Raw genomic sequence first — 19306 nt, forward strand, 5'->3', positions numbered from 1 at the left:
CGCAGGAAGCGGCGGGACGACCGGCATCATGAGGGCATGAGGTTCACACGGCTCCTGCCGCTGGCTGCGGCCGCGTCCATGCTCCTGCTGACCGCGTGCAGCTCCGATGAGTCACCCAGCGAGCCCACGGCCGCGCCCTCGTCCTCGACCGCGACGACTGCACAGCCTGAGCCCTCACCCGAGCCCGAGGCCGAGGCAGCGCCTGCGCCGCGGCCGCAGCCGAGCGGACCCCCCGCCGAGACCCCGAAGCCGGGCGGACGGCTGCTGGTCTACGAGACCGACGACGTCAACGGCGTCAACATCGCCTCTGCCGCGGACACGGCCCGGCTGACCGGCGCGCCGGAGGACTTCAAGGCGTTCGTCCTGGCCGAGCTGGCTCGGGCCCAGAAGTCGCCCGAGCCGGGGTGCAGCGAGAAGCCGCAGGTCTACGTGTCCCGCGTCGACACCCGGGGCTGGGCCGCCGGCGGGCGCCTCGTCCCGCAGTGCGGCGGGACCGCGAGCCTGTGGGCCAAGCCCGGAGGCACGTGGAAGGAGGTCTGGAGCGGGCAGCAGCTCACGGACTGCGCGACTCTCGAGACGTACGACTTCCCGGCCGACGTGGTCGGTGGGACCTGCCTGGACGGTGAGGACGAACGTCCCTACACCCCCAAGTCGCAGTGAGATCTGGGCGCTGAATTCACAGCATTCACACATGCTGCCCTCATGTTGATCCGCTCCACCGCGCGCACAATGGGGGCATGGCCTCCTCCCTGACCCGACCCGACGGCTCGCCCCTGCGCGTGCTCGTCGTCGACGACGAGGTCAACATCGCCGAGCTCCTGCAGATGGCGCTGAGGTACGAGGGCTGGGAGGTCCAGGTCGCCCACACGGGGCGCAAGGCGGTCGCGATGGCCAAGGACTTCGCACCGGACGCGATCGTGCTGGACATCATGCTCCCGGACTACGACGGCATGGAGGTGCTGCGCAAGGTACGGTCGTTCGCCCCCGACGTCCCTGTCCTGTTCCTCACCGCGCGTGACTCGGTGGAGGACCGGGTGGCCGGTCTCACGGCCGGCGGCGACGACTACGTCACCAAGCCGTTCAGCCTCGAGGAGGTCATCGCGCGCGTCCGTGGGCTGATGCGGCGCGCCGGTGCGACGGACTCCAGGCCCAATCACGTCATCACCGTGGGTGACCTGACCCTCGACGAGGACAGCCGCGACGTGTCGCGCGCGGGTGAGCCGATCGAGCTCACCGCGACCGAGTTCGAGCTGCTGAGATATCTCATGCGCAACCCGCGCCGCGTCCTGTCCAAGGCGCAGATCCTCGACCGGGTCTGGGACTACGACTTCGGCGGCCAGGCCAACATCGTGGAGCTCTACATCTCCTACCTGCGCAAGAAGATCGACGCCGGGCGGAAGCCGATGATCCACACCAAGCGGGGCGCCGGCTACGTCCTCAAACCGGCTGAGTAAACGCATGCGCAGGTTGCTGCCGTCCTCCTTGACCGGACGGCTCATCGTCACCTCGGTGACACTCGTGGCCGTGGTGAGCGCGCTCGTGGCGCTGTCGGCCACGCTGGTCATGCGCTCGTACCTCACGGGCCGCCTCGACGATCAGCTCGAGCAGTCCAAGGAGCGCGCCGAGGGCGAGTTCCGGACCAACGGCCCGAGGTTCCGCCCGGCCGAGGACGACGCCCAGTTCTGCGGCGAGCCCCCTCCCCTCGCGCAGGGTCAGGGCGCCGGCAGCCTGACGGCCATCGTGACGTCCGACTGCTTCGCAGGCCTGGTGATCCCGAGCAGCGGTCGACCGCGAGCGCTGTCGCGCAGTGCGCTGGAGGCGCTCACGTCGGTCGAGGTCGGCGATGACCCGCGGACGATCCGGTTGCCCGCGCTGGGCTCGTACCGCGTCGTCGCAGCCGAGACCGACCAAGGCAGCACCGTCATCCAAGGGCTGCCGACCGAGGACGTCGACAGCACGATCTCGAGCCTGATCTGGTGGGAGACGCTGCTGGCCCTCGCCGGCACGGGCGTCGCCGCGATCGCCGGACGCATGCTCGTACGCCGTCAGCTGCAGCCCTTGCGAGAGGTCGCGGAGACCGCCCATCGGGTCACCGCGATGCCCCTCGCGACGGGGCAGGTCGGCGAGATCGTCCGCGTGCCCGACTCGCTGACCGACCCCACGACCGAGGTCGGCCAGGTCGGCGAGGCGCTCAACCAGATGTTGGGGCACGTCGAGGACGCCCTGGACGCCCGGCACGAGAGCGAGCAGCAGGCCCGCCAGTTCCTCGCGGACGCCTCGCACGAGCTGCGTACCCCGCTGTCGACCATCAAGGGGTATGCCGAGCTGAGCCGGCGTACCGAGCGCGCCGACCCAAAGGAGATCCTCGCCAAGGTCGAGTCGGAGGCCGGGCGCATGTCGACCCTCGTCGAGGACATGCTGCTGCTGGCCCGGCTCGACGCGGGGCGGGAGGTCGAGCGCCGACCGGTGGACCTGACCCGGCTGGTCGTCGAGGCGGTGAACGATGCGCGGGTCGTGGATCCCGAGCGGCAGTGGACGTTCGAGGTCCCGGACGAGCCCGTCACGGTCGAGGGTGACGAGCAGCGACTGCACCAGGCGGTGACCAACCTGTTGACCAACGCCAGCCGTCACACGCCGCCCCGGACCCGGGTCGACGTCCGCATCCTCGCCGGCGCCCCGGTCCGGGTGGAGGTGCACGACGACGGCCCCGGCATCGAGGCCGACCTGCTGCCCACGGTCTTCGAGCGGTTCACCCGCGGCGACTCCTCGCGCACCCGGGCGTCCGGCGGGGCCGGCCTGGGGATGTCCTTGGTCAAGGCGATCATGCACGCGCACGGCGGCAACGCGTCGGTCACCAGCGTCCCCGGCGACACCACGTTCACCCTGACGTTCCCCACCTGACCCCGCTCCGGGCCCGCTGCCCGGGTGGTCGGTTTCCCACGGTCCCGTGGGGTTTTGTCACTCCCCTCGCGTCTCAACACGAGGGGAGTGACGAATTCCCACGGTCCCGTGGGAAACCGACCACCGGGTCACAGGGCGGGCACAGATGGGGCACACGGGGGTGCCAGCGGTGGGGACGAATCTGGGGGCATGACCCAGACGATTGCCTCCCCTGCGGCTGCCGCTCCGCAACGCCCAGCGGCCTCCTCGCCCGCCCGCAGACTCTGGCGGGGACGTCCAGACGACTCGCCCATGGTCCGACCCGCGCTGATCGGACTGCTCCTCGCGACGGCGGTGCTCTACCTGTGGGGCCTCGGGGCCTCCGGGTGGGCCAACTCGTTCTACTCCGCCGCGGTCCAGGCCGGCTCCGAGTCGTGGAAGGCCTTCTTCTTCGGCTCGTCCGACGCCGCGAACGCCATCACGGTCGACAAGACCCCTCTGTCCCTGTGGCCGATGGTGGTGTCGGTCAAGATCTTCGGACTCTCCTCGTGGAGCATCCTCGTGCCGCAGGCACTGATGGGCGTCGGCTCCGTCGCCCTGCTGTACGCGACGGTCCGCCGCACGACCCGCAGCCCTTGGGCCGGTCTCCTGGCCGGGGCGATCCTCGCAGTCACGCCGGTCGCCACGCTGATGTTCCGCTTCAACAACCCCGACGCCCTGCTCACGCTCCTCCTGATCGGCTCGGTCTACGCCACGATCCGCGCGATCGAGTCCCCCGGACGTGCGGTGCGCTGGCTCGTGCTCGGCGGAGCGCTGGTCGGCCTCGCGTTCCTGGCCAAGATGCTGCAGGCGTTCTTGGTGCTGCCGCCGCTCGCGCTGGTCTACCTCCTCGCGGCACGACCCTCGATCGGCACACGCGTCAAGCACCTCCTCATCGCCTTCGCCGCCATGATCGTCGCCGGCGGCTGGTGGATCGCGATCGTCGAGCTGTGGCCCGCGTCCAGCCGTCCGTACATCGGGGGCTCGCAGCACAACTCGATCCTCGAGCTGACCCTCGGCTACAACGGCCTGGGTCGTCTCAACGGGGACGAGGCAGGATCCGTCGGCGGTCAGGGCGGCTGGGGCGAGACCGGTCTGCTCCGGCTGTTCAACGCCGAGATCGGGGGACAGATCGCCTGGCTGCTCCCCGCCGCGATCGCGCTGCTGGCGCTCGGCCTGTGGTTCCGCCGCGGCGCCGGTCGCAGCGATCTTCAGCGCGCCGGGCTCATCGTCTGGGGCGGCTGGCTGCTCGTCACCGGGCTGACCTTCAGCCTCATGGCCGGCATCTTCCACGCGTACTACACCGTCGCGCTCGCACCGGCCATCGCCGCGATCGTCGCGAGCGGTGCCAGCATCCTGTGGGAGCGGCGCGAGGACGCCGTCGCGACCTTCGGCGCGGCCTTCGTGGTCGCCGTGACCGCGGCCGTCGGCTTCGTCCTGCTCGACCGGGCGTCAGGTTTCGTGCCCTGGCTCAAGTACGTCGTCGTGATCGTCGGGTTCGCCACGGCGTTCCTGCTGGTCCTGCACCCATGGCTGACGCGTCGCACCGCTCTCACGGTGGTGACCGCCGCCTTGATGACCATGCTCGCCGGCCCCACGGCGTACGCGCTGGAGACCGCCGCGACCCCGCACACCGGATCGATTCCGAGCGCCGGTCCCAGCACCGGCGGACCCGGCGGCCCGGGCGGGCCCGGCGGTCCCCCCGGCGGAGGGACCACCGGCGGCCTGCTGTCCGGCTCGGAGTCGACCGAGGAGATCGACGCTCTGCTCAGCACGGACGCGGACGCCTTCACCTGGGCGGCAGCCGCGATCGGCTCCAACACCGCGTCGGGCTACCAGCTCGCGACCGGCCTCCCGGTCATGGCCATCGGCGGCTTCAACGGATCGGACCCGAGTCCCACGCTCGATCAGTTCAAGCAGCTCGTCGCCGACGGCGAGATCCACTACTTCATCGCCAGCGACGGCGGTCCCGGCGGCATGGGCCCCGGCGGCGGCACGAGCTCGCAGATCGCCTCGTGGGTGAGCGAGACGTTCGAGGCCCAGACCGTCGACGGCGTCACGATCTACGACCTGTCAGGAGGTGTCCGATGACCACGACCACCCTCGCCGCCCAGACGCAGGACCTGCCCCGGCTGGCGCCCGCTCTCGACGTCGTCATCCCGGTCTACAACGAGGAGAACGCGATCGTGGGCTCGGTCGAGACCGTCCGCGCCCACCTGGCGACCCTGCCGTTCACGCATCGCGTGACGATCGCCGACAACGCGAGCACCGACAAGACGCCCGTGCTCGCCCAGCAGCTCGCGGACACGTACGACGACGTGCGGCTCGTGAGCCTCGGCCAGAAGGGCCGCGGTCGCGCGCTCAAGCGGGCGTGGATGCAGTCCGACGCCGAGGTGCTGGTCTACATGGACGTCGACCTGTCCACGGACCTCAACGCACTCCTCCCGCTGGTCGCTCCCCTGCTGACGGGGCACTCCGACCTCGCGATCGGCTCCCGGCTGGCACGTACGGCCCGCACGACGCGCGGCCCGAAACGCGAGGTCATCTCGCGGGGCTACAACGTGCTCCTGCGAGGCACCCTCCGCGCGAAGTTCTCCGACGCCCAGTGCGGCTTCAAGGCGATCCGCCGCGACGTGGCCCACGAGCTGCTGCCGCTGATCGAGGACGACGAGTGGTTCTTCGACACCGAGCTGCTGATCGTCGCCGAGCGCGCCGGCCTGCGGATCCACGAGGTGCCGGTGGACTGGGTCGACGATCCCGACAGTCGCGTCGACATCGTGCGTACGGCGCTGGCCGACCTGCGCGGCATGGGTCGCGTCGGCTGGTCGCTCCTGCGCGGTCGGATCCCGCTCGCGGAGGTCGCCCGGCGCCTCGGGCGGGCCACCGCGAGCAGCGCCGGTGGGCGGCTCAGCTCCCAGATGGTCATCTTCGCGCTCATCGGCATGCTGTCGACCCTCGCGTACGGCGTCCTGTACGTCGCGCTGCGTGGCGAGCTCGGCGCCCAGCAGGCCAACGTCCTCGCGCTGGGCCTCACCACGGTGGCCAACACCGCGGCCAACCGGCGGTTCACGTTCGGGCTCCGCGGACCCTCGGGCGCGGTGAAGCACCAGCTCCAGGGGCTGCTCGTGTTCGGCTGCGGCCTGGCCGTCACCAGCGCAACCCTGTGGGCGATGCGGGCAATGGGGACCGTCGAGCACCCTCTCGTCGAGGTCGTGGTGCTCACCGCGGCCAACCTGCTGGTCACCGTCATGAGGTTCGTCCTGATGCGGGTCTGGATCTTCCGGCGGCGCCCGGCCGAGACCGGAAGCACGGCCTGAGGGGGCCGGCGGGGTCACATCGGTTGTACGGACCTGCCGAATGGACCAAGATCGAGGGACGACGGCACGCTCTCCCACGCCGACCGAACGAAAGTGATTCACCATGGCTCAGAAACAGTCCATCCTCGGGCGCATCGGTCAGCTGACCCGCGCCAACATCAACTCGATCCTCGACAAGGCCGAGGATCCCGAGAAGATGCTCGACCAGATGGTCCGCGACTACACCAGCTCGATCGCCGAAGCCGAGAACGCGGTGGCCCAGACGATCGGCAACCTGCGACTGGCCGAGGCCGACCACGCCGAGGACGTCGCAGCGGTCAAGGAGTGGGGCGCGAAGGCCCTCGCCGCCTCGCAGAAGGCCGACTCCCTGCGCGCTGCCGGCCAGCCCGGCGAGGCCGACCGGTTCGACGCCCTGGCCAAGGTCGCGCTCAGCAAGCAGATCAGCTTCGAGCAGGAGGCCAAGGCGGCCGCTCCCCAGATCGCCTCTCAGAACGAGACGGTCGAGAAGCTCAAGACCGGCCTGATCGGCATGAAGGCCAAGCTCGGTGAGCTGCAGACCAAGCGTGACCAGCTCGTCGCCCGGGCCAAGACCGCCGAAGCGCAGTCCAAGGTGCAGGACGCGGTCAGGTCGATCGACATCCTCGACCCGACCAGCGAGCTCTCCCGGTTCGAGGAGAAGGTGCGTCGCAACGAGGCGCAGGTCGCCGGGCACGCCGAGCTCGCCTCGTCCAGCCTCGACTCGCAGTTCGAGGAGCTCGAGGCCGCCAGCGCGATGACCGAGGTCGAGGCCCGGCTCGCCGAGCTCAAGGGCATCGGCTCGGGCCAGCCATCGGCCGTCGAGTCCGGCGAATGACACCCACCCGCCACGAGCAGAGGACGGCCGCATGAAGCTCTCCGAGAAGTTCTCCTACAAGGGCGCCGACGTCGAGGCGGTCTACGGGCTGCTCGTCGACCAGGCGTTCCGCACCGACTCGTGCGCCAACCAGGGGGCGAGCGACTACGAGGTCACGGTCGAGCCCCAGGGCGACGGCGCCACCGTCACGATCGCGCGTACGCAGCCGGCCGACCTGCCCGACTTCGTCAAGAAGCTCACCGGCAGCACCGTCAAGGTCAGGCAGACCGAGGTCTGGAGCGGCCCGGACGCTTCCGGCAACCGGACCGCGGACGTCAAGGTCAGCATCGTCGGTCAGCCGGCCGAGATGATCGGCACGGCCAAGCTGTATGCCAAGGACGACGGCTCCGAGTTCACCGTCGACGGCGACGTCAAGGTCTCGATCCCGTTCATCGGCAAGAAGATCGAGCCCGAGGTGGCCAAGGCCATCCGCACCTCGCTGCGCGAAGAGGTCGAGTACGGGATGTCCAAGCTCTAGAGCTGGTCGCCCACCTACGACGCCGTGCGCCGCACCTCGCGGAGCACGGCGTCGATCTCTTGCGGGGCGTACCACGCGAGATCGCCGCTGCCGTCGACGTCGAGGTGGTACGACGCCACGTCGATCGGGCGCACCGGTCCGTCGGGGTCGTCCAGCTCGACCGCGGCCGCCGCGGCACCGTGCTCGGCCGCCTCCTCCAGCGCGGCCAGCTCGTCCTCCTCGTCGAGCGACGCGGCCAGGAACGCCTCGGCGGGCGTGACGGTCTCGCCCGCCTCGAGGGCGGCGAGGTCGTCGGCCGTCAGGCTCACGTAGACCCTCATCGGCCGGCCGGACGCTGGCGCCCGCGCGGCGCACGTGTGCGCCGCCCCTCGACGGTCTCGACGAGCTCGGCGAGCGCCTCCTCGATGCACTGCGCCAGGACGTCGACGTCGGGCACGGCATCGCGGTCGGCGACGATGCCGAAGAAGACCTTGTGGTGGTAGGAGGTCACCCCGATCGACACGGCCCGCCGCCCGCTGAGCGGGATGCACGGATAGACCTCCGCCAGGGCCTCACCGGCCAGGTAGAGCGGATCTTGCGGCCCGGGGACGTTGGTGATGACGATCTGGTGGCCCCGGCCCGTCTCGGAGTCCGCGACGCGGGCGCCCACGGCGTGGAACGTGGAGGTCGCGAAGCCGGGCAGGGCCGCGAGCTTGCTGGCCGCGACGGCCGAGCCGGTCTCGCGGTGGTCCTTCAGCGCATAGGACACCTGGTGCAGCCGGACGACCGGGTTGGACTCCCCCACCGGCAGGGACAGCAGGTGCCCGCGCACCTTCGACCCGAGCGACGTCGGCAGACCGTCCTCGGCCACGACCGACATCGGCACCATGGCCCGCAGGCTGGTCTTGGCGGTGACCGGCTCGGCCCTGGTCAGCATCCACCCGCGGATGCCGCCGGTGATCGCGGCGAGGATCACGTCGTTGACCGTGCCGCCGTGCTCGTGACGGACGCGTCGGAAGTCCTCGAGGTCGGCGGCGAGCGTCGCGAAGCGGCGGTGCCGGCTCAGGTCGGTCGACAGGGCGCCCTGGGGCGTCTGCCCCTCGCCCCCGATGAGGGGCAGCTTGCGGGCGAGGCGACCGAGATTGTGCTCGGTGATGCGCAGGGCCTCTCCGGGGCGGCGGAAGTTGCGGCTGAGGGTCTCGGCCACGAGGCCCGTCGCGCGCGGCTCGGTCCGGGCGTTCCACTCCTCGTGCGGGATGTCCCTCTCGTGCGCTGCCTCCTCCAGCAGCACCTGGGCCAGGTCGACGGTCTCGGAGCCGTCGACGAGTGCCTGGTGCGCCTTGAACAACAGGGCGACCTGGCCGCCCGTCAGGCCCTCGATGAGGTAGAGCTCCCACAAGGGCCGGTCGAGGTCGAGGCGCCGGGCGATCAGGCGTCCAACCAGCTCGTGCAGCGCCTCGACCGTCCCGGGCCGCGGGAGGGCCGAGCGGCGTACGTGCAAGGAGATGTCGAACTGCTCGTCGTCCACCCACAGCGGGGTGCCGAGGGCGCCCGGCACCGATCGGGGCACCTGGCGGTAGCGGGGCACCAGGTCGATGCGCTCGTTGATGACCTGGATCAGCCGGTCGTAGTCGAGCGGGTTGTCCACGGCCTCGAGGATCGCCAAGGAGGCGACCTGCCGCGGGACCGTCGGACTGTCCTGCTGCAGGAACATCGCATCCAGCGGGCTCAACCGTTGCATGACCCTCCTCGTGACGTCGTCCTGAGAAGTTACCACCGGGTCACGACCCGGACGCTGCGAGCGACGCCGTGGACGCGATGCGGTCGAGCACGAGCCCCGCCAGCACCTCGACCCGCGCCACGAACGGCGAGGACGGGGAGGCCTCGCGGGGCGCCTGCCCGCTCACCGCCGCGAGGTCCAGACCCGACAGGTCGAGCGGCAGGTACGCTGCCGGCTCCAGGCCCGTGAGGCGCGAGATCGTCGCGCGGATGTCCCGTTCGCCCCACCCCAGCGTGGTGCGCACCAGGTTGATCACGAGCACCGTGTCGAGCCCGGGCGCGATCTCGGACAGGTCGTGCAGCCCACGCACCAGGCGGGCCAGTCCGACCGGCTCGGGCCGTCCCACCGCGACCGCGAGATCGGCTTGACCGAGGACCTGCAGGGTCGTCTGGTTGCGCCCGCCACCCCCGGGACCCGTGCCCGGCTCGAGCGAGAACCCGCAGTCGACCACCACGAGCTGCGAGCCCGACCGCAGCTGGGCCAGCACCACGTCCAGGGCGCCCGCACGCACCTGGGCCCACATCTCGGCACGTGGCAGTCCTGTCAGCAGGCGGAGCCCGGGATCGACCTCGACGAGGTGGTCGACGACCTCGTGCCCACGTCCCTGGTTGGCCGCCCGACACGCGGCGACGAGACCGGACACGTCGTCGAGCACGCTCAACATCTGGCTCTGCGCGCCGCCGTGGGTGTCCGCGTCGACCAGGACGGTGTCGACGCCGCGGGCAGCCGTCGCGGACGCCAGCCCCAGCGCCACGGTGCTGCGCCCGGGAGCACCTGCGGGGCCCCAGACGGCGATCACGGGCGCGGTACGCCCGGGAGGCGACGCGGGGAGCACAGGCTCGTCCCGGGCGACCTCGTCGAGCGCTCCCAGGCGCAGCCGGCGGGTGATGCCGAGCGCCTCGCAGCGCCCCGAGTCCGCGCCCACCGCTGCGACTCGCACACCGGCCCGCTCGAGACGGTGGACCGCGTCCACGTCGAGCCCCGGCAGCTCGGCCGAGACGAGCGCTGCCGCGGCGCGTCCGGTCTGCGCCACGGCGAGCAGGTCCGCGACGTCCACACAGCGGCGGGCCAGTCGCAACGTCGACGATCCCTCCACCTCACGGATCGCAGCGGACTCCCAGGCCGCGTCGCCGGCCGCGATCACGACGTCCACGTCACGACACCCGGACGAGGGTCACGTGGCCGGCCGCCACGGTGCTGATCACGCTCTCCTGCATCCGCTCGCGGGCGACGTCGACGAGCACGGTCTGGGCGAGGGAGCCGCTGGCCGCCGCGGCCTCACCACCCGTCTGCAGGACGCGTACCGACTCGAGCACCCGGACGGCCTTGCGCCCCGGCTCGTCCCCCGGTCCGGGCCCCACCCAGACGTCGACGAGATCACCGCGGGCGAGATCGGCCGGAGCCGCCCCGTCGTTCACGCTGAGAGGAAGCTGGCTGCGCGACTGGGTCGAGCGGGCGACCAGCGACGCCTTGCCGACCAACGATCCCGACCGCATCTCGTGGGCCCAGACCAGCTGGTCGAGGGGGGCGGCGAGCTTCTCGTCCGTCCGCAGGTAGTTGCCCGCCGCCCCTCCCGAGAGCCGCACCCGCGTGGGCTCGAGATCGTCGTCGAGGACCGGGTCCCCGGGCCGGACGTCCTGCCGCACGGCCCAGTACTCCACGGTGTCGTCGCTGGCTGCGGCGAGCCGCGCGCCCAGCACGGTCGCCCCCAGCACCAGGAGCACGCCGATCACGAGGCGTGGATCCCGCCACGGTCGGATGCGCAGTCGCGTCGTCGTCCTGCCTGATCCCCCAGGCCCCCGCCAGCTCGTCATGGACTAGGTCTACCGACCCCGGGCCGGTCCGTAAAGCCCCTCTCCCCCTTGTCCACAGCGCTGGACGGACCGGAATCCTGGGTGACACCAGTCCGTGGGAAACTGAGGCATGTCCCCTTCCAGCCCGCGTTTCCTCACGCTGGCTGACGTCGCGGAGATCCTCAACGTCACGGTGCGGCAGGTCTACGCGCTGGTGCGCTCGGGCGATCTGCGCGGCATCCAGATCGGTGGACGCGGGCAGTGGCGCATCGAGAACGACCAGCTCGAGGACTACATCTCGCGGCAGTACGCGCGCGCGGAGGCAGCCGACCTGGACGAGGTCGACGACGACATCAGGACCGACCGCTGACGAGCGCCAACGCGCTCCACAGCACGACCTGATCGCGGCCTGACCCGCTCCGCAGCCGGACGAAGTCGCGCCCGACCACGTCGACCACGCCCTCGCGGCTCGTGCCGTCGAGCAGACGGATCATCACGGTGTCTCCTGCGTCGCGCAGCGCCCGGAACACCTGACCCCACCCGAGGCGGGCGCTCACCAGCGTCCCCTCGTCCGCCCTCCGCTGGGCCTCGAGGATCGTGGCCACGGCTGCCACGGCGACGACCTGATCGGTCGTGTCGCCGCGGACCCGGATGAGGGAGCCGTTGACGAGCACGGCCTCGCCCTCGACCCGGCCCGCACCGCGGACCTCGATCACGACGTGGCCGCCCAGGAGATCGCGCCACGAGGTCTCGGCCCACTCACCGTCGCTGAGATCGTCGACCAGGGCGTCGCGCTCCTCGAGCTCGAGGTCGGCGGCCTGCCCCTCGAGATCCGCGAACAGTCGGTCCCAGCGCACACCGGCACGCTAACCGATCCGCGGTTGCGCCGACAGTGTCCCCAGCCGGGTCCCGGGACCGTTGACAACCCGACACAAACGGTCTTGTGTGAGGTCAAACGTCATCAAACGTTACCAAAGGGGTCGACATGCGACTGTCGGGGTGGGGCTGGGCGATGACCGCGCTCGCCGCCGGCAGCGTGTACGTCCTGGCCCCCGAGGCGGCGAGCAGCGCCGACGCGCTCGCGGGCCCCTCCTTCGCCGCGGCCCTCCTGGCACTCGGCTCCCTCGTGCAGCTGGCCCTGTCCGGCTGGGTCCTCGGCGCGGTGCTGCTGACGCTCGCGGCACGCTCCTCCCGTCTCGCCCGCGCCGTCATGCCGGCTGCGATGCGGCGCGCCCTGTTCGTCGGTGCCGTCGGTGCGATGACGCTGGCACCTGCGCATGCCGAGGAGATCGCCGCGCCGGGCAGCCGGGCTCCCCACTCCGTCAACGGCCTGCGCCTGCCCGACCGACCGACCGCGGCCGCACCGTCCGACGTGACCTCCCGGGCACGCGTGACGCCGCGCCCCGTGCTCGTCCGCCCCGGCGACACCCTCTGGGCGATCGCGTCCCGGTCCCTGCCGCCGGACGCCTCACCGGCGGTCGTCGCGCACGCCGTGGAGCGCTGGCACGCGGCCAACCGCACCGCCATCGGGAGCGATCCCGACCTCATCTTCCCCGGGCAACACCTCACCTCACCCACCGGGAAGGACCACCCATGAAGACCGCCACCGCCCTGCTCGCCCCCTCCGCGGGCCATCCCTCGTTCACCACGCCCGTGGTGCCCGCGTCCGGCCAGATCCCGCTGCCGTTCCCGGGCATGACGCCCGTGCTGCCGGTGCCGGTCGAGCGCGGGGACGCTCGACCGATCCGGGAGCGTTCGGCGCGGTTCATGCAGGCACTGGTCGAGGTGCTCTCGGGCGAGCGGCCCGTCCGCCAGATGGCCGCGTGGATGGCGCCGGACGTCTACGACCAGCTCACGTCACGCCTCGCGGTGCACGCACGGGTCCCGTTGCGGTCCCGCTCGGGCAGCGGAGCGCGCATCGTCTCCGTCCACGTCGCGATGGTGCACGACGAGGCCGCGGAGGTCGCGGGTCGGATGGTCCACCGCGGACGGTCGCGCGCGATCGCCGTACGCCTGGAGCTCCAGACCACCCACCGGGGCGACCGGGTCTGGCGCTGCACCGCCCTCACCTGGGCCTAGTCCCCCACCAGTGCTGGTGGGGGGCCAGGCGGTGGGTCAGCGGTTGTTCTTGCGCGACTTGCGCTGCTGCTTGGCCTTCTGGCGCGCGCGGTTCTTGGCGTTGGCCGCGCGACGAGCCTCGGTCTCGGCCGAGTCCTCCTCGGGCGCCGCCTCCGCGCGCACCTCGACGTCGCCGTCCTCCGACGGTGCCGAGTACGCGAGGGCCTGCGGCGCCGACTTCACGCCCAGCCCCTTGGCGCTCAGCTGCAGCGCCTCGTCCGCGGACTCGTCGGCCGGCTCCTCGACCTGCACGTCGAGGTTGAACAAGAAGCCGACCGACTCCTCGGCGATGCCCTCCATCATGGCGTTGAACAGCTCATAGCCCTCGCGCTGGTACTCGACCAGCGGATCGCGCTGCGAGTACGCCCGCAGGCCGATGCCCTCGCGGAGGTAGTCCATCTCGTAGAGGTGCTCACGCCACTTGCGGTCCAGCACGCTCAGCACGACGCGGCGCTCGAGCTCGCGCATGACCTCGGATCCGAGCTCCTCCTCGCGGGCCGCGTACGCCCGCAGGGCGTCCTCGGTCAGCAGCTCCTGGAGCAGCTCGCGGCTGAGCCCGTCGCGTCCACCGACCTCTTCCTCGACGCCCTCGATCGTGAGGCCGACCGGGTAGAGCAGGCGGAGCGCGGTCCACAGCTGATCGAGGTCCCACTCCTCGGGGAAGCCCTCGGTCGCGCCGGTGACGTACGCCTTGACGACGTCCTCGATCGTCGAGGTGACCCAGCCCTGCATGTCCTGGCCCTCGAGGACCTGGCGACGCTCGGCGTAGATGACCGAACGCTGCGCGCTCATGACGTCGTCGTACTTGAGGATGTTCTTGCGGGTGTCGAAGTTCTGCGCCTCGACCTGCGACTGCGCGGACGCGATCGCTCCCGTGACGCGCTTGTTCTCGATCGGCACGTCGTCGGGGATCTTCATGGTCTGCAGGACCCAGTTGACCCAGTCGGCCTTGAACAGCCGCATGAGGTCGTCCTCGAGCGACAGGTAGAACCGGGTTTCGCCCGGGTCACCCTGGCGGCCCGAACGACCACGCAGCTGGTTGTCGATGCGGCGCGACTCGTGCCGCTCGGTGCCGATGACGGCCAGTCCGCCGGCCGCGGTGACCTCGTCGTGCTCGTCGGCGACCTGCTGCTCCATCTGCTTGAGCGTCGCGGGCCATGCCGCCTCGTACGCCTCGGAGTCCTCGAGCGGGTCGAGACCCTGCTTGCGCAGCGCCTGGTCGGCCAGGAACTCGACGCTGCCACCGAGCATGATGTCGGTGCCACGTCCGGCCATGTTGGTCGCGACCGTGACGGCGCCCTTGTGACCGGCCATCGCGACGATCGCGGCCTCACGGTCGTGCTGCTTGGCGTTGAGCACCTCGTGCGGGATGCCGCGCTTTCGCAGCTGCTTGGAGAGCCGCTCGCTCTTCTCGACGCTGGTCGTGCCGACCAGGATCGGCTGACCGTTGGCGTGGCGCTCGACGATGTCCTCGACCACGGCATCGAACTTGGCCTGCTCGGTGCGGTACACCAGATCGGGCTGGTCGACGCGGGCGACCGGACGGTTGGTCGGGATCGGGACGACGCCGAGCTTGTAGATCTTGTCGAACTCCGACGCCTCGGTCATGGCCGTACCGGTCATGCCGCCGAGCTTGTCGTAGAGGCGGAAGTAGTTCTGCAGCGTGATCGTGGCGAGGGTCTGGTACTCCTCGCGGATGCGCACGCCTTCCTTGGCCTCGATCGCCTGGTGCAGGCCCTCGTTGTAGCGACGACCGTCCAGGATGCGGCCGGTGTGCTCGTCGACGATCAGGACCTCACCGTCGATGACGACGTAGTCCTTGTCGTTCTTGAACAGCTCCTTGGCCTTGATCGCGTTGTTGAGGAAGCTGATGAGCGGGGTGTTCACCGCGTCGTAGAGGTTGTCGATGCCCAGCTGGTCCTCGACCCGGTCGATGCCGGCCTCGGTCACCGAGATCGTGCGCTTCTTCTCGTCGACCTCGTAGTGCTCGTCGGGCCTCATCGCGCCGACGATCTTGGCGAACTCGCCGTACCACTTGACCTCGTCCTCGGTGGGGCCCGAGATGATCAGCGGGGTGCGGGCCTCGTCGATGAGGATCGAGTCGACCTCGTCGACCACGGCGAAGTTGTGCCCGCGCTGCACGCAGTCGGCGATGTCGTCGGCCATGTTGTCGCGCAGGTAGTCGAAGCCGAACTCGTTGTTGGTGCCGTACGTGATGTCGGCGGCGTACGACTCGCGGCGCTCGGCGGGCGTCATGTTGGGCAGGATCTGCCCGACCGACAGGCCGAGGAAGTGGTGCACGCGGCCCATCCACTCCGCGTGGTACTTCGCGAGGTAGTCGTTGACCGTGACGATGTGGACGCCCTTGCCGCTGAGCGCGTTGAGGTACGCCGGGAGGGTCGACACCAGCGTCTTGCCCTCACCGGTCTTCATCTCGGCGATGTTGCCCAGGTGCAGCGCGGCGCCACCCATGATCTGCACGTCGAAGTGCCGCTGGCCGAGCACGCGGGACGCCGCCTCGCGGACTGTCGCGAATGCCTCGGGCATGAGGTCGTCGAGCGACTCACCGTCGGCCAGGCGGCCACGGAACTCGTCGGTCATGCCGCGCAGCTCCTCATCGCTCATCCCGCGGAACTCGTCCTCGAGGGCGTTGACCTGCTTGGCGACGGCCTCGAGCTGCTTGAGGACCTTGCCTTCGCCCATGCGAAGAATCTTGTCGATGACCTTGGGCACGAAAATGCACTCCTGAAGCGGCGGGTACTCGAGATGAGGTATGAGCCTTCTCAGTCTAGTCGAGAGACAAGGGCGGACGTGAGTTCCCCGGCCAGATCGCCCTTGACCGGAGGCGCGATGGTGTCGAGCCCGAGCCACCGGGCCATGAGACGCAGCTCGTCGGCGAGCTCTGTGGCGGTGTGGGACGGCGCGTGCGACTCGGCCCACGCCCCATGGACGAGCAGCGTCGAGGACTGCCGATCTGCCTTGAGGTCCACGCGCGCGACCAGCCTGTCGCCCAGCAGGAACGGCAGGACGTAGTAGCCGTGCACACGCTTGTCGGCCGGGACGTAGATCTCGATGCGGTAGCGGAAGTCGAAGAGCTGCTCGGTGCGCGTCCGCTCGAACACCAAGGGGTCGAACGGGCTGAGCAGCGCCCGCGCGGAGACCTTGCGGGGCATGACGGCGTCGCGGTGCAGGTACGCAGGCCGGCGCCATCCGGCGATCGTGGTCGGCACCAGCTCGCCGCTCGCGACCAGGTCGTCGATCGCCGCCTTGGTCGGCGCGGGCTCCATGCGGAAGTAGTCGCGCAGGCACTGCGCGGTGCCCACGCCGAGCGCGCGGGCCGCGTGCCCCACCAGCACCCGGTGCGCCTCGGGCGCGTCCAGGGCCGGCGTCTCGAGCTGTGCGCGCGGGATGACCCGTTCGGGCAGGTCGTACACCCTCTCGAACGCGGCGTTGCGACGAGCTGCCGTCACTCGACCCTTGTAGAACAGGTACTCCAGCGCGGCCTTGACCTCCGACCAGTTCCAGCCCCAGCTGTCGCGCTCGCGCGGGACGTCGTGCTCGATCTCGCGTGCGGTGAGTGGGCCGTTCGCTCGCACCTCGTCGAGCACCCACTCCACGAACTCGGGCTTGTCGCGCGCGATGCGGATCATCCCGCCCCACATGCGGGCGCCGGACTCCATGCGGAACTGGAACGCCTGCCACAGGTCGACGTCGACGAGGGCCGCCTCGTGGGCCCAGTACTCGAACAGGCGCCGGGGCGCCCGCCCCGACGCTCGGTGCAGGAGGTCCACGTCGTACGCGCCGAGGCGCGAGAACAACGGCATGTAGTGCGCGCGCTGGAGCACGTTGACCGAGTCGATCTGGAAGAAGCCGAGCCGCTGGATCACCCGCGCCACGTGGCGCGCCGAGACCTCACCGTCCCGGCCAGGCCGAGGGCGGGTGAACCCCTGCGCGGCCAGCGCGATGCGCCGCGCCTGCAGGACAGTGAGGGTCTGGGTCACGGAACGTCGTCGACGAGCTTGCTGCGCACGGCGTACATGGCCGCCTCCATGCGCGACTTCATCTGCAGCTTCTCCAAGATGTTGCGGATGTGGTTCTTGACCGTGTTCTCGCTGATGAACAGCTCTTCGGCGATCTCCCGGTTGCTGAGCCCCCGGGCCACGTGCCGCAGCACGCCGAGCTCGCGGGGCGTCAGATTCGTCGCGGGTGCCGGGCTCCTGGACATCTGCACGAACTCGTCGAGCAGCTTGGTGGCCATGCTCGGACTGATCAGCGACTGACCGGAGGCGACGAGCCGCACGGCCTCGGCCACCTGCTCGTACGTCGAACCGTCCTTGAGCAGGTAGCCTGAGGCACCGCTGCGGATGGACTCGTAGAGATCGGACTCGTCGTCACTGGCCGTCAGCATGATGATGCCGGTGGTCGGCGAGATCTCCTTGATCGCGGCGCAGACCTCGACACCACTGCGACCGGGCATGCGGACGTCGAGCAGCACGATGTCGTACGGGTTCTCGCGAACGAGCTCGAGAGCCTTGTCGCCGTCGTCCACCTCTTCGAGCTCGAGGCTGTCGTCAGCGCCGAGCACCATCTTGACTCCGCGTCGGAAGAGCTCCTGATCGTCGACCAGGAGCACGCGGATGCTGTCGCCCCGAGAAGTCACGCGACCGATCATGCCACGGACAGGGTGTCGGTGGGTGACAGGCTCACTCAGTGACGTCGAGGTGAATGACGCCGTAGTCGTAGCCCTTGCGCAGGTAGACGACGCTGGGACGCATCGAGTCCTTCTCCATGAACAGGTAGAAGTCGTGCCCGACGAGCTCCATCTCGTACATCGCCTGCTCGAGCGTCATGGGCGATCCCTGGTGGGTCTTCTCGCGGACCACGAGCGGGCTGTCGCCCTCGACGTGGATCGGGCCGGCCTGGTTCGTGTCGTCCTCGGGCTCGTCGCGCAGCAGGTCCTCGTCGAGCGGCAGGCCCGCAGTGGCCTCCGCCACCGAGACTGGGCGCTTCTCGCCGTGATGGATGCGCTTGCGGTCGACCACGCGGCGCAGACGCGACTCGAGCTTGTCGACGGCGGCGTCGAGCGCCGAGTGCTGATCGGTGGAGGTGGCCTCGGCCCGGACCGCGGGTCCGCGCGAGCGCAGCGTCATCTCGACCTTGGCGGCGGAGTCGTGCTGGCGGGGGTTCTTCTCGTGCGTGACCTCGACCTCGACGCGGAGGATCTTTTGACGGGAGTCGAACTTCTCGATGCGGGAGAGCTTCTCGGCTACGTGCTCGCGAAAGCTCTCGGAGATCTCGCTGTTGCGACCGTTGACGACAATTTCCATGGGAGCTCCCTTGTCTCGGATCACGCTCATGAGGCAGCGCGACGACTCATGCCATATCTGTGACGGTAGACCGCCCGGAGGCGTTGTGCCAGTTCGCTGTCCATCAACGGCGCCTCCTCCCTGGAACCCGAGGGGTGGCCGCCACGAACGACGCGCCGAGGGGTCGCCGACGGGCGTCGGTGAGCACGCGGACCGCCTCGGTGAGCGTCGCACCGGTCGTCAGGATGTCGTCGACGACCACCACGTCGCGACCTTCCGGGAGACCGTCGCGCGACATCCGGAAGGCGCCCGCGAGGTTGACCTGCCGCTCGGCGGCATCGAGCCCTGCCTGGTCGCGCGTCGATCGGGCGTACGTCAGCGCGGGCGCGACGGACACGTCGGCGCCGATCCGTCCGAGGCGGCTCGCCGCCGCCTGGGCGAGGTCGCCGACCACATCGGCCCCCCGCCGGCGACGGCTCCGTCTCGACGTGGGGACCGGCACCAGCACGAGCGGTCGCCCCGCGCCGAGGTGCGGCACCACGGCGCTGGCGAGGTGCAGATCCAGGACTCCGGTGAGCCGTGTCGCGCCCTCCTCCTTCCAGGCCACGAGCACCCGCCGCAGCACGTCGGCGTTGACGCCCGCCGCGACGGGGACCACTGCCGTGGGCCTGCGCAGTCCCGGCGGCGCGGGGTCGGCCAGACCGTCCGCGGGTCGGGGCACATC

Annotated in this window: 20 protein-coding genes; 10 read left to right on the forward strand and 10 right to left on the reverse strand. The window is 70.5% G+C overall.

Annotation, left to right across the window (positions count from 1 at the left end):
- The first annotated feature begins 36 nt into the window (after positions 1 to 36).
- The 7 genes from GEV26_RS12750 (at position 37) to GEV26_RS12780 (ending at position 7606) form a co-directional block, all read left to right on the forward strand.
- On the forward strand, positions 37 to 660 hold the full coding sequence (locus GEV26_RS12750) for a hypothetical protein (protein WP_153653587.1): 624 nt from the start codon (positions 37 to 39) through the stop codon (positions 658 to 660).
- Positions 661 to 737: 77 nt separating this feature from the next.
- Positions 738 to 1454 (forward strand): response regulator transcription factor, encoded by a 717-nt coding sequence (locus GEV26_RS12755; protein WP_153653588.1) that lies wholly within the window; start codon positions 738 to 740, stop codon positions 1452 to 1454.
- Between the two features lie 4 nt (positions 1455 to 1458).
- Entirely contained in the window at positions 1459 to 2901 is a 1443-nt protein-coding gene (locus GEV26_RS12760; RefSeq protein WP_153653589.1) for a sensor histidine kinase, read from the forward strand.
- 291 nt (positions 2902 to 3192) lie between these two features.
- Positions 3193 to 5010, forward strand: a complete 1818-nt coding sequence (locus GEV26_RS12765) for an ArnT family glycosyltransferase (RefSeq protein WP_243838751.1) — start codon at positions 3193 to 3195, stop codon at positions 5008 to 5010.
- The gene (locus tag GEV26_RS12770; protein WP_153653591.1) at positions 5007 to 6236 is read left to right on the forward strand and encodes a bifunctional glycosyltransferase family 2/GtrA family protein; all 1230 of its coding nucleotides are present in this window, start codon (positions 5007 to 5009) and stop codon (positions 6234 to 6236) included. The genes GEV26_RS12765 and GEV26_RS12770 overlap by 4 nt, the downstream gene beginning before the upstream one ends.
- A gap of 103 nt (positions 6237 to 6339) precedes the next feature.
- Positions 6340 to 7089 (forward strand): PspA/IM30 family protein, encoded by a 750-nt coding sequence (locus tag GEV26_RS12775; protein ID WP_153653593.1) that lies wholly within the window; start codon positions 6340 to 6342, stop codon positions 7087 to 7089.
- A gap of 31 nt (positions 7090 to 7120) precedes the next feature.
- Complete coding sequence (locus GEV26_RS12780; RefSeq protein ID WP_153653595.1) at positions 7121 to 7606, forward strand: DUF2505 domain-containing protein; 486 nt, start codon at positions 7121 to 7123, stop codon at positions 7604 to 7606.
- A 14-nt stretch (positions 7607 to 7620) separates the two neighbouring features.
- Here GEV26_RS12780 and GEV26_RS12785 read toward each other — a convergent pair whose 3' ends face one another.
- From GEV26_RS12785 to GEV26_RS12800, 4 genes are read right to left on the reverse strand one after another with little or no spacing between them, the layout of a single operon-like run.
- Positions 7621 to 7914, reverse strand: coding sequence for a hypothetical protein (locus GEV26_RS12785; RefSeq protein WP_153653596.1), 294 nt, complete (start codon positions 7912 to 7914; stop codon positions 7621 to 7623).
- A gap of 8 nt (positions 7915 to 7922) precedes the next feature.
- Positions 7923 to 9326, reverse strand: a complete 1404-nt coding sequence (locus GEV26_RS12790) for a WS/DGAT/MGAT family O-acyltransferase (protein ID WP_153653598.1) — start codon at positions 9324 to 9326, stop codon at positions 7923 to 7925.
- Positions 9327 to 9366: 40 nt separating this feature from the next.
- A complete protein-coding gene (locus GEV26_RS12795) occupies positions 9367 to 10518 on the reverse strand; it encodes a CpaE/TadZ family protein (RefSeq protein WP_153653600.1) in 1152 nt (383 codons plus the stop codon).
- Between the two features lies 1 nt (position 10519).
- Positions 10520 to 11098, reverse strand: coding sequence for a hypothetical protein (locus tag GEV26_RS12800; protein ID WP_153653602.1), 579 nt, complete (start codon positions 11096 to 11098; stop codon positions 10520 to 10522).
- Positions 11099 to 11288: 190 nt separating this feature from the next.
- Between GEV26_RS12800 and GEV26_RS12805 the strand changes: the two genes are divergently transcribed.
- Positions 11289 to 11528 (forward strand): helix-turn-helix domain-containing protein, encoded by a 240-nt coding sequence (locus GEV26_RS12805; protein ID WP_153653604.1) that lies wholly within the window; start codon positions 11289 to 11291, stop codon positions 11526 to 11528.
- Here GEV26_RS12805 and GEV26_RS12810 read toward each other — a convergent pair.
- Positions 11512 to 12015, reverse strand: a complete 504-nt coding sequence (locus tag GEV26_RS12810; RefSeq protein WP_153653606.1) for a hypothetical protein — start codon at positions 12013 to 12015, stop codon at positions 11512 to 11514. The two genes, GEV26_RS12805 and GEV26_RS12810, sit on opposite strands and share 17 nt — an antisense overlap.
- A gap of 128 nt (positions 12016 to 12143) precedes the next feature.
- Here GEV26_RS12810 and GEV26_RS12815 point away from each other — a divergent pair, with 128 nt between their 5' ends.
- Positions 12144 to 12755: a LysM peptidoglycan-binding domain-containing protein gene (locus GEV26_RS12815; RefSeq protein ID WP_153653608.1), complete on the forward strand. Its 612-nt coding sequence runs from the start codon at positions 12144 to 12146 to the stop codon at positions 12753 to 12755.
- Entirely contained in the window at positions 12752 to 13237 is a 486-nt protein-coding gene (locus GEV26_RS18080) for an Rv3235 family protein (RefSeq protein ID WP_153653610.1), read from the forward strand. Before GEV26_RS12815 ends, GEV26_RS18080 begins: the two co-directional genes overlap by 4 nt.
- A gap of 36 nt (positions 13238 to 13273) precedes the next feature.
- On the opposite strand, the gene secA is transcribed toward GEV26_RS18080, so the two are convergent.
- The 5 genes from secA to GEV26_RS12845 all read right to left on the reverse strand — a co-directional run bounded on the left by secA (position 13274) and on the right by GEV26_RS12845 (position 19303).
- Positions 13274 to 16009 (reverse strand): preprotein translocase subunit SecA, encoded by a 2736-nt coding sequence (gene secA / locus GEV26_RS12825; RefSeq protein ID WP_153653612.1) that lies wholly within the window; start codon positions 16007 to 16009, stop codon positions 13274 to 13276.
- A gap of 50 nt (positions 16010 to 16059) precedes the next feature.
- On the reverse strand, positions 16060 to 17277 hold the full coding sequence (locus tag GEV26_RS12830) for a winged helix-turn-helix domain-containing protein (RefSeq protein ID WP_153653614.1): 1218 nt from the start codon (positions 17275 to 17277) through the stop codon (positions 16060 to 16062).
- The gene (locus tag GEV26_RS12835; RefSeq protein ID WP_243838752.1) at positions 17274 to 17936 is read right to left on the reverse strand and encodes a response regulator; all 663 of its coding nucleotides are present in this window, start codon (positions 17934 to 17936) and stop codon (positions 17274 to 17276) included. The genes GEV26_RS12830 and GEV26_RS12835 overlap by 4 nt, the downstream gene beginning before the upstream one ends.
- Positions 17937 to 17979: 43 nt before the next feature.
- Complete coding sequence (gene hpf, locus GEV26_RS12840) at positions 17980 to 18603, reverse strand: ribosome hibernation-promoting factor, HPF/YfiA family (protein ID WP_153653617.1); 624 nt, start codon at positions 18601 to 18603, stop codon at positions 17980 to 17982.
- A gap of 103 nt (positions 18604 to 18706) precedes the next feature.
- Complete coding sequence (locus GEV26_RS12845; protein ID WP_194839853.1) at positions 18707 to 19303, reverse strand: ComF family protein; 597 nt, start codon at positions 19301 to 19303, stop codon at positions 18707 to 18709.
- Between the last annotated feature and the right edge of the window lie 3 nt (positions 19304 to 19306).

The organism is Aeromicrobium yanjiei (assembly GCF_009649075.1).
Classification (GTDB): domain Bacteria; phylum Actinomycetota; class Actinomycetes; order Propionibacteriales; family Nocardioidaceae; genus Aeromicrobium; species Aeromicrobium yanjiei.